The sequence below is a fragment of the Chromohalobacter beijerinckii genome, from assembly GCF_023061185.1.
Lineage (GTDB): Bacteria > Pseudomonadota > Gammaproteobacteria > Pseudomonadales > Halomonadaceae > Chromohalobacter > Chromohalobacter beijerinckii.
Map to the genome: position 1 here is coordinate 1 of NZ_JAKGAK010000035.1, position 6,348 is coordinate 6,348.

Annotated in this window: 7 protein-coding genes; 3 read left to right on the top strand and 4 right to left on the bottom strand. The window is 43.7% G+C overall.

Translation table 11 applies throughout. The annotated features are described in order from the left end of the window. Nucleotides 1-279 (top strand): hypothetical protein (locus L1075_RS15460; protein WP_246942720.1); only part of this gene is annotated, 279 nt, incomplete at its 5' end. A gap of 35 nt (nt 280-314) precedes the next feature. On the opposite strand, the gene L1075_RS15465 is transcribed toward L1075_RS15460, so the two are convergent. From L1075_RS15465 to L1075_RS15475, 3 genes are read right to left on the bottom strand one after another with little or no spacing between them, the layout of a single operon-like run. Continuing rightward, a complete protein-coding gene (locus L1075_RS15465; protein WP_246923549.1) occupies nt 315-2,024 on the bottom strand; it encodes an ArnT family glycosyltransferase in 1,710 nt (569 codons plus the stop codon). Between the two features lie 4 nt (nt 2,025-2,028). Next, a complete protein-coding gene (locus L1075_RS15470; protein WP_246923552.1) occupies nt 2,029-2,316 on the bottom strand; it encodes a lipid-A-disaccharide synthase N-terminal domain-containing protein in 288 nt (95 codons plus the stop codon). Further along, nucleotides 2,309-3,067: a glycosyltransferase family 2 protein gene (locus tag L1075_RS15475; RefSeq protein ID WP_178999940.1), complete on the bottom strand. Its 759-nt coding sequence runs from the start codon at nt 3,065-3,067 to the stop codon at nt 2,309-2,311. The genes L1075_RS15470 and L1075_RS15475 overlap by 8 nt, the downstream gene beginning before the upstream one ends. A 159-nt stretch (nt 3,068-3,226) precedes the next feature. On the opposite strand from L1075_RS15475, the gene L1075_RS15480 reads away from it, so the two are divergent. Together L1075_RS15480 and L1075_RS15485 are read left to right on the top strand one after the other, a co-directional pair. Further along, nucleotides 3,227-3,967 carry a phosphatase PAP2 family protein gene (locus L1075_RS15480; RefSeq protein WP_246923564.1) on the top strand — a complete coding sequence of 247 codons (741 nt, stop codon included), beginning with the start codon at nt 3,227-3,229 and terminating at the stop codon, nt 3,965-3,967. Nucleotides 3,968-3,980: 13 nt separating this feature from the next. Continuing rightward, entirely contained in the window at nt 3,981-5,633 is a 1,653-nt protein-coding gene (locus L1075_RS15485) for a phosphoethanolamine transferase (protein ID WP_075368758.1), read from the top strand. A 312-nt stretch (nt 5,634-5,945) separates the two neighbouring features. On the opposite strand, the gene L1075_RS15490 is transcribed toward L1075_RS15485, so the two are convergent. Continuing rightward, nucleotides 5,946-6,348, bottom strand: a 403-nt coding sequence (locus L1075_RS15490) for a cytochrome b/b6 domain-containing protein (protein WP_246942723.1), incomplete at its 5' end; no start/stop codon positions are given.

Below are 6,348 nucleotides of genomic sequence, written 5' to 3' on the forward strand. Positions count from 1 at the left end.
TCACCAAGTTCAGTTATGCTTAGCATGAAGTTGAATAGAAAAGAACTCTGGTGCTGTGCAAAGAGGTTGTGTATGGTTCCATTTATTCCAGTAAACCAATTAGTAGTTTTAACTATCAATGATAGTATCAAGAAGAGTGAAAAGCATGTTGCTGAAAGTATCAAGAAAGATCTTGGTGATCTTGATGAATTGCCAGATACAGCGATTGTCTTTTTCATTTTAAAGCTCAGGTTGGAGGTGTTAAGGGGTTTTGTTTCTATAATGTTAAGAGAGGCTTAAAGCCTCTCTTTGACGGGATTTTAGGGTGGTGATGACTATTTTGTCGTGGGAGCTTCGTATAGCGGCGCAGATTTTTTATTTCCTGGGCACTGAGAAAAAGCGCTTCCGGGAAGAAGCCACCAATGATCACTGTTTTGAATACCCAGATCATGCTTTTCGGATTGATCGATACAAGCTTCCCCTTTTGCCTGATCTGCTCGTGTTAATATCCAACGCTCATCGGGAGACTGTTTAACCCATGCGTAAGCACGTTGTAATTGTTTTTCTAATGGGGTTTTAAAGCCGAATTGCACGACGGGTTGTTGTGCTTGTAGCACAAATTCTTCATCGAAATCCGGGAGCGCCAATGAAGCGTTTTTTCCTGTTATGCGCTGAACATTTTGCATCATATCGTGAGGCGACCTGGCCGTATTCATTAGTACATAGCCCCATGTAGACCATGAAACCCAGAAGGCCAGCATCCATATTACAAATATCAACATTCCACGGTGCGGTTTTAACCAGAGGATGAGGGGGATAGACAGCGCACCAATCGTCATCCACCAATTCCAAGGCACTACTCCATAGTGCTGCGATAATTCGTTTAGGCTACTGACTCCATAACCACCTAAGACTCCTGCAGTTAGTAAAGTGCCTGAAATGGCAATGATAGTAAATGTTGCCAGATAATTGAGACCCTTTTGTTGCAATAGGCCGGGTATGGACGGCGCGACCGCCCATATTAACAATGGGATTGTAGGCAATATATAAACGCCTCGTTTGCCTGGCGACAACGAAAAAAACAGAAGGATCAGCAATATTGCGCTTAAAGGCATCCAAATCTTAGCATCGCGTCTTCTCAATCGACGCTGCCAGTGTTTAATAAGCCATGGGAAGGCCAGTATTAGAGGTAGCCATGCCCAAGGAATGACACTGGCTAGATAGTAATACCAAGGGTTCAAGTGATGCCATGAATTGGCATATCTTTCGCCCGTCTGTTTGAAAAGGATATTATCCCGATAAGCTGTGAGACTTGAATCGTCTCCAAATGTGGCGATCAAGACCATGGGCACGACCCACAAGCTAACCGTCAAGATAAGTAATGAAAAACCCTTTATATACTGTTTCCATGTAGGGTGATGCACTACTCCTTGTTTATAGAATAATATCCAGCCGGGTATTAACGCCAAGGGCAGAAAGCCTACCCCCTTGGTCAATATACCGATGCCCATTGCGATCCAACTGACATACCACCAGATATTCTTGGCGTCAATTAATGAATAGCGTAGAAACCCGTAAGCCCCTAACGTAGTAAAAAAAGTGAGAGACATATCTATTTGTGCCGTCCGAGCTTGAAGAGCAAATTGGAACGTGCTCAACAGGGCAACGCCGGCTAATAGTGCGATGCGTATACCGTAGAGTCTTTTCGTTAAATCTGCTACTAAAAAGAGAGTTCCGAAAGCAGCAAGTAGAGACGGGAGCATGAATCCCCAACGTACCGAGCCAGTTAGAGCAATACCTATTGCCATTGCCCACATGAAAACAGGGGGTTTGTCGGGATAAATTTCGCCGGCGCGATGAGGAAACCAAAACTGACCCGTCTTAAGCATTTCGAGTGCGTTGAGTGCAAAGCGTGGTTCATCTGCTGGCCATGGATCACGTAACCCCAGTCCAATCGCTAAAATCACAAAACCGCCCAGAAAAAAAAGGCACCAAAAAAATCGGGTATGGCGAGCCACCGTTATTGGCAAGAGCGAAAAACGCATAAAGCTATTCACTTTTCGTTGATTTCATGTGTGTTTCATTACGGATTAAAATCATGTTACGCATGTAGATAAAAAGCCCTGCTCCTTGGCCAACGATAAACACGGGGTCTTGTCGATAAATTGCATAAGCAAAAAGCGTAGCGCCTCCGCCTAGACTTAATATCCAAAACGCGTTGGGCACAATACTGCGTCGCGCCTTCTCACTTGCAATCCACTGGACCAAGAAACGGGCCGAAAAAAAGCCTTGTCCAAGAAATCCAATAATCATCCAGATTAAGTCGTTTTTAAACATATTTGCCGGAGTCGTTGTCAGTAGGGTATGAATCCACCAGCGGCATTAAATTTGCCGGTAGTCGTGATCGGCGGCGCAACCACATGACACCTAGAATATCTATAATTCCTACCCAAAGTCTGTCATGTAAACCATAGTGTGAGTGTCCGTTTTGACGTTCTCGGTGGTTTACATTCATAGAAATACAGGTCCCTCCCTGCGCTTGAATAAGCGCAGGTATAAAGCGGTGCATATGGTTAAAGTATGGCAGTTTAAGAAACGCATTTTTGTTTATTAATTTAAGGCCACACCCGGTGTCGGGTGTTGAATCATTCAGTAGTTTGCTCCTGATACGGTTGGCGATTTTTGAAGAAAACCTCTTATGCCAAATATCACGTCTTTTATTGCGGTGCCCAGCAATTACCGTGACTGTGTTAGTGCTCGCATATTGATAAAGGATAGGTATGTCTGCCGGGTCGTTTTGTCCATCGGCATCGATAGTCGCCAACCAATCCCCTTCCGCTAGCCTTGCCGCTTGCCAGATAGACGTGCTTTGTCCGGAGCTTTTGTGGTGGCGGTATGCGCGTAGCCGTGGATTTTTCCTGGCTTCATTTGCAAGCCAATTTTGGGTGTCATCTATAGAGCCATCATCGATAACGATGATTTCGTGTTCAATTGAAACAAGTGCCTGATCAATTTCATCAAGCAACGTTGGTAAGTTTTCAACTTCATCTTTTGCAGGAATGATGACTGATAGTGTTTTTGGTCGCATGATTGCATATATAAAGTAGTGGCTTTGTCTTGATTATAAATATTTTTTCTTAAGGTATTCTTAAGCCTTTTGATGAATTTATTTGTTGCGCGTAAGCATGACTTAAGAAGTGGGGTGACATCATGAAGTATCCTTGTTATATATAAAGTTGATGTGCACATGCTCCCCAGAACTTTTTTAAAATACAGTGAATCACCTTGGGTGCCCTTGTTGAAGATGTGGGTTTTATTCACCCTGTTAATTATTGCAATAGCTTATTTTAAATTAGATTTTAGGACGGCTGATGCCGTTTACACGATGGAGGGAGGTGATTGGACGTTATCGGATTTCTGGCTGACTAAGTATGTTCTGCATGATATAGGGAAACGCTTTAGTATATCTATAGGTGTAGTGGTCTTGGTGGCAATTGTTGCAACCTTCTTTGTAGGGGCAATGAAAAGTCTGCGTCGTCCTTTGGTGTATCTCTTTGTATCAGTTGCACTTTCCGCATTAATAGTTTCTTCTATAAAGAACAGCATTAATGTGGCATGTCCTTGGGATTTAGTACGCTACGGAGGGAATATTCCTTACGTTGGTTTTTTCCAAGAGTGGCCTTCTAAGTTTCCAGATATTGCATGCTTTCCTGCCGGGCATGCTAGTGCGGGTTATGCCTGGATTGCCTTGTACTTCTTTTTCGACTACCTCTTTGTCTCTTCTAAGTGGAGACGTTTAGGTGCAGGGGGTGCTATGTCTATGGGCCTTCTTTTTGGTATTGATCAGCAAGTTCGTGGGGCTCATTTTTTGTCGCATGATTTGTGGACATTGATGATTAGTTTTAGTGTTTCCCGAATATTGGCGTATCTGTTTTTTGGTTTAATTAAAAATCGAAAAGTCGCTGTTGGTGATCTTGTTAATTCTTGAGGTGAGGTCGTTTATGTATAATTTATTTTCAAGGCTGAGCTTCCTGCGTCCGGTTTTGACGACGGACTTCCTGACCTTTTTGGTGAGCCTTGGTGTTACATTGTTTTATAATACGCCTTTTTGGGGTGAGGTTTTTGATTATATCTCTCCAGCAGGAATAATGGACTGGTTGCTTTTGCTCGAGTATGGGGTTGTTCTTACTTTTTTGCAGTTTTTTGTATTTGTCTTTTTAGTGAATCGTTGGCTGGCGAAACCTTTTCTTGTCGCCATAATATGTTTGGCAGCGGCCGTTAACTTTTATACAAGCCGTTATGGCGTATACTTCAATACCGATATGGTGAACAACGTTCTGCAGACGGATACCAAGGAAGCTGGTGAGCTGTTTACTTGGGGGTTCCTTGGATACATGATTGTTTATGCCGCTATTCCTTCACTGTTTGTTATCTGGGTGCGTATAAAAAGAGAGAGCCTTTTGAGGTCTGTTTTGAGACGCGCAGTGGTGGTGCTAGCAAGCACCCTGGTATTGAGCGGCTTCATTTTACTGACATTTCAAAGCGTGTCGGCTTTGATGAGGACGCATCATGAGCTGCGTTTCTTGGTCACTCCGGGTAACGCGATAGTCTCTGCTGTTCAAGCTTTAGCTCCTGCACAAGCTCCTCTGCCTGATAAGAAAATTCCGCTTGAGAGCGATGCGAAACTGGCAGACGCGGCATCGAATGGCAATAGCAAGCCTAAGCTGCTCGTCATTGTGGTCGGGGAGACGATGCGGGCTGCCAATTGGGGTCTCAATGGCTATGAGAGGCAGACAACACCGAAGTTGAATGATCGCAACGTGATCAATTTTCCTCATGTAACATCTTGTGGCACAAGCACGGCAGTTTCTTTACCTTGCATGTTCTCTCCGCTTGGTCACGATGACTATGACGAGCGCTATATTAAAAGTCATGAGTCACTTCTTGATGTGTTAAAGCATGCCGGTATCGATGTGGAATGGATTGATAACCAATCGGGATGCAAAGGAGTCTGCGAAGGCGTTAAAAATGAGACACTGTCCCAGCAGGGTTTTCCTGGTCTTTGTGCATCGGGCCGCTGCTATGATGAGGCTCTTGCCGAGCGTTTAAAAGATGAGTTGAAGAAAACTTCGGGTTCTAACGATGATAAAGTCATTGTGTTGCACCAGTTAGGTAATCATGGTCCTAGTTATTACCAGCGTTATCCTAAGGCTTTTAGCAGGTTTGCCCCGGTATGTGAAACTGCTGATTTAAATAAATGTCAAAAAAATGAGATTGTAAATGCATATGACAATGGCGTTCTTTACACCGATAGTGTCTTAGATAGTATGATTGCCGCCTTAAAATCTCAGTCTCAATATTCGGCTGCCATGTTGTATGTGGCCGATCATGGTGAGTCGTTAGGTGAAAATGGTGTTTATTTACATGGATTGCCTTACTCAATCGCACCGAAAGAACAAACGCATGTACCCATGACGTGGTGGTTGGATAAGGATTTTATTGGCTCCACGGGACTGAATGATGATTGTTTATATAAAAATGCAGACGGCAAATATAGTCATGGCAATTTGTTTTCAAGCATTCTGGGGTTGATGCAAGTAGCAACATCGGTCTATAAGCCCGATCAAGACATAACATCGGCGTGTCGTGCATGACTTTAAAATCTTACCTGCAGTGGCACCGAGCTGGGGAGTGTATGATGGTTTATAGGTTTCAGTATGACGTGTTAGCAAGGCCTTTTCGGATTATAAGAAACTTGGCCAGGGCCATCCGTAGTATAGCTGGTGAGGCTCTCTTTAGATGTTTCTTTTTCGAGGCCTGTATTTTTGCTTTATACATTTTGCTTGGGGCACTCGTTGTCCCCTTTGCACTGGTGCTTGGCTTTTACAAGGTCGTCAGGTATGTTCTTGCGAAGATCGGCGGTAGGGCGTGAATTGAAAGAGCCGCCGTCAAGGCGGCTCTTGAAGCTATTCTTGGCGTTTTTTTGTTTTTTGACCAGTAATCATCGCCTTGGCAAGATTTTGTTTTGTTAATTTACTTGAAATAATCACACCAATGACATGTAGTATTGCTGCAATAAGAAGGGCGTTTCCTGATATTGGGTGTACAGTTTCTATCAGTGCGTTTTCATGAAAGGTGTGCGTTGTTAGAAGCCAGCCCAATATTGCTTGCAGTCCAATTCCTCCTAATAGTAAAAAGACCATGGCGCTGCCGGCGGGGTTGTGGCCGTCATAATGTCGTTCATGCCCATGTCGCATGTTTCGTAAATGTTGAAGTATTTCTTTTGGTGAGTAAGTGAAGTTGATGAACCGTGCGTGTCTAGTGCCTATGATTCCCCATATGATTCGTAATACTACTACTACGCCTACT